2 protein-coding genes are annotated in these 2,810 nt (G+C 62.2%); one reads left to right on the forward strand and one right to left on the reverse strand.

Annotation, left to right across the window (positions count from 1 at the left end):
- Positions 1-90: 90 nt before the first annotated feature.
- Complete coding sequence (gene ilvD / locus NKJ23_RS34345) at positions 91-1,935, reverse strand: dihydroxy-acid dehydratase (protein WP_352614456.1); 1,845 nt, start codon at positions 1,933-1,935, stop codon at positions 91-93.
- Positions 1,936-2,223: 288 nt separating this feature from the next.
- On the opposite strand from ilvD, the gene NKJ23_RS34350 reads away from it, so the two are divergent.
- Positions 2,224-2,697, forward strand: coding sequence for a VOC family protein (locus NKJ23_RS34350; protein ID WP_352568320.1), 474 nt, complete (start codon positions 2,224-2,226; stop codon positions 2,695-2,697).
- Positions 2,698-2,810: the final 113 nt, after the last annotated feature.

The following is a 2,810-nucleotide window of genomic DNA, read 5'->3' on the forward strand; positions in this document are numbered from 1 at the left end:
GCCATCCCGAATCTCCCTGCTTCGACCATCATCACAGAATCACCAATCGGCTTCTATGCAAAGGTCTCACAAGGGGAGAAGGAAAAGCCTCTATTCCGGCACGTACCGCACCGCCCCCTTGGCGGCACTTGTCGCCATCGCCGCATAGGCGCGCAAGGCCGTCGTCACCTTGCGCTTGCGCTTTTCTTCGGGCTTCCAGGCAGCCGTTCCCCTGGCCTCCATCGCGGCGCGACGGGCGATGAGTTCGGCGTCGTCGACAGCAAGCCTGATGGTGCGGTTGGGGATATCGATCTCGATCGTGTCGCCTTCCCTGACCAGCCCGATCAGACCGCCTTCCGCGGCTTCCGGCGAGACATGGCCGATCGACAGGCCGGAGGTGCCGCCGGAAAAACGACCGTCGGTGATCAGTGCGCAGGCTTTGCCGAGGCCTTTCGACTTCAAATAGCTGGTCGGGTAGAGCATTTCCTGCATGCCGGGTCCGCCGCGTGGCCCTTCATAGCGGATGACGACGACATCGCCGGCCTTGATCTCGTTCGACAGGATCGCCTTGACGCTGGCGTCCTGGCTTTCGAACACTCTTGCCGGACCGGTGAATTTCAGGATCGATTCATCGACGCCCGCCGTCTTCACGATGCAGCCATCGAGTGCCAGATTGCCTTTCAGCACGGCAAGGCCGCCATCCCTGGAGAAAGGATGTTCGGCCGAGCGGATGACGCCCTTCTCGCGGTCGAGATCGAGATCGTCCCAGCGGCGGTCCTGGCTGAACGCGACTTGCGTCGGCACGCCGCCGGGTGCCGCCAGGAAGAAATCGCGGACATTCTGGCTGGTGGTGCGCGAAATATCCCAATGATCGAGCGCTTCGCCGAGGCTTGCGGTGTGCACCGTCGGCAGGTCGCGGTTGATCAGCCCAGCACTATCCAACTGGCCGAGGATGGCCATGATGCCGCCGGCGCGGTGGACATCCTCCATATGGACGTCTGCCTTGGCCGGGGCCACCTTGCACAGCACCGGCACCCGCCGCGACAGCCGGTCGATGTCCTCCATGGTGAAGTCGACCTCGCCCTCATGTGCCGCGGCAAGGATGTGCAGCACGGTGTTGGTCGAACCGCCCATGGCGATGTCGAGTGTCATGGAGTTCTCGAAGGCGCCCTTCGAGGCGATGCTGCGCGGCAGCGCGGTGTCGTCGTCCTGCTCGTAATAGCGCTGGGCAAGATCGACGATCAGGTGGCCTGCTTCGACGAACAGGCGCTTGCGGTCGGCATGCGTCGCCAGCGTCGAACCATTGCCGGGCAGCGACAGGCCGAGCGCCTCGGTCAGGCAGTTCATCGAATTGGCGGTGAACATGCCCGAGCACGAGCCGCAGGTCGGACAGGCCGATCGCTCGATGGTCCTGACGTCCTCGTCGGACACCTTGTCGTCGGCGGCCGCGACCATGGCGTCGACCAGATCAAGCGCCTGGCTCTTGCCGGCGAGCACCACCTTGCCGGCCTCCATCGGCCCGCCGGAGACGAAGACGGTCGGGATGTTGAGGCGCAGCGACGCCATCAGCATGCCGGGCGTGATCTTGTCGCAATTCGAGATGCAGACCATCGCGTCGGCGCAGTGCGCGTTGACCATGTATTCGACCGAGTCGGCGATCAATTCGCGCGACGGCAGCGAATAGAGCATGCCGTCATGGCCCATGGCGATGCCGTCATCGACGGCAATGGTGTTGAACTCCTTGGCGACGCCGCCGGCTTTTTCGATCTCGCGGGCAACCAGCTGGCCGAGATCCTTCAAATGGACATGGCCCGGCACGAATTGGGTGAAGGAATTGACCACGGCAATGATCGGCTTGCCGAAATCCGAATCCTTCATGCCGGTAGCGCGCCACAGGCCGCGGGCGCCGGCCATGTTGCGGCCATGGGTGGTGGTGCGGGAACGGTAGGCGGGCATTGAACTGTCCTTGCTGTCTGCGTCGCGCCCAAAGGTGCGGAAAACCGGAATTGAGCCGCAGGCCTTATAGACGGCACACTCTGGTCTGGCCACAATTTTGCGCTGCGCCAGGGTGCGGAACGAGCGGCCAGCCAAAGACGCAGCCGGTCCAGGCCGTAAAAAAGTCAGAAGTGCTGTCGGATCGTGTTTTGCTCGAGCGTCCTTGAGCAGACGGCGGGACCGGGCATCAATTGCCAGCCGGCCGTTTTGCGAGTGAAACAAGCCAAAACCAGCCCGAGGAGCAAGCGAATGCAAAAGATCACCCCCTGCCTGTGGTTCGACGACCAGGCCGAGGAGGCCATGAACCATTACATCTCCATCTTCAAGAATTCGAAGGTGCTGAGCGTGATGCGCTGGCCCAAGGGCAGCGGCGATAATGAGGGCAAGGTGCTGATGGTCTCATTCGAGCTCGACGGCGTTCAGTTTCAGGCGCTCAACGGCGGCCCGCAATTCAAGTTCACCCAGGCAGTCTCGCTCTCCATCGACTGCAAGACGCAGGAAGAGGTCGACTATTTCTGGGACAGGCTCATCGCGGGCGGTGGCCAGCCCAGCCAGTGCAGCTGGCTGAAGGACAAATTCGGCCTCTCCTGGCAGGTCGTTCCCGAGCAGTTGCCGAAGCTGCTGCTGGACCCCGACACGGAAAAGGCCGGCCGTGTCATGCAGGCGATGATGCAGATGACCAAGATCGACATCGCCAAGATCGAAGAGGCAGCGAAAGGGTGAACGAACGCGATCTTTCCTTCTCCCCCTATGAGGGCTTTGCACGGGGAAGCGAAATCCTGGTTGGTGAGTTAATGGGGCTTTTTTGATGGCCGGGAAAGCAGTTTTCGACGGCT

Origin of the sequence: Mesorhizobium sp. M0184 (assembly GCF_040322215.1) — a bacterium.
GTDB lineage: Bacteria > Pseudomonadota > Alphaproteobacteria > Rhizobiales > Rhizobiaceae > Mesorhizobium.

Bases quoted from the DNA above. Each gene is read 5' to 3' on its own strand.
- ilvD (WP_352614456.1), bottom strand. From the start codon at position 1,935: ATGCCCGCCTACCGTTCCCGCACCACCACCCATGGCCGCAACATGGCC.
- NKJ23_RS34350 (WP_352568320.1), top strand. From the start codon at position 2,224: ATGCAAAAGATCACCCCCTGCCTGTGGTTCGACGACCAGGCCGAGGAG.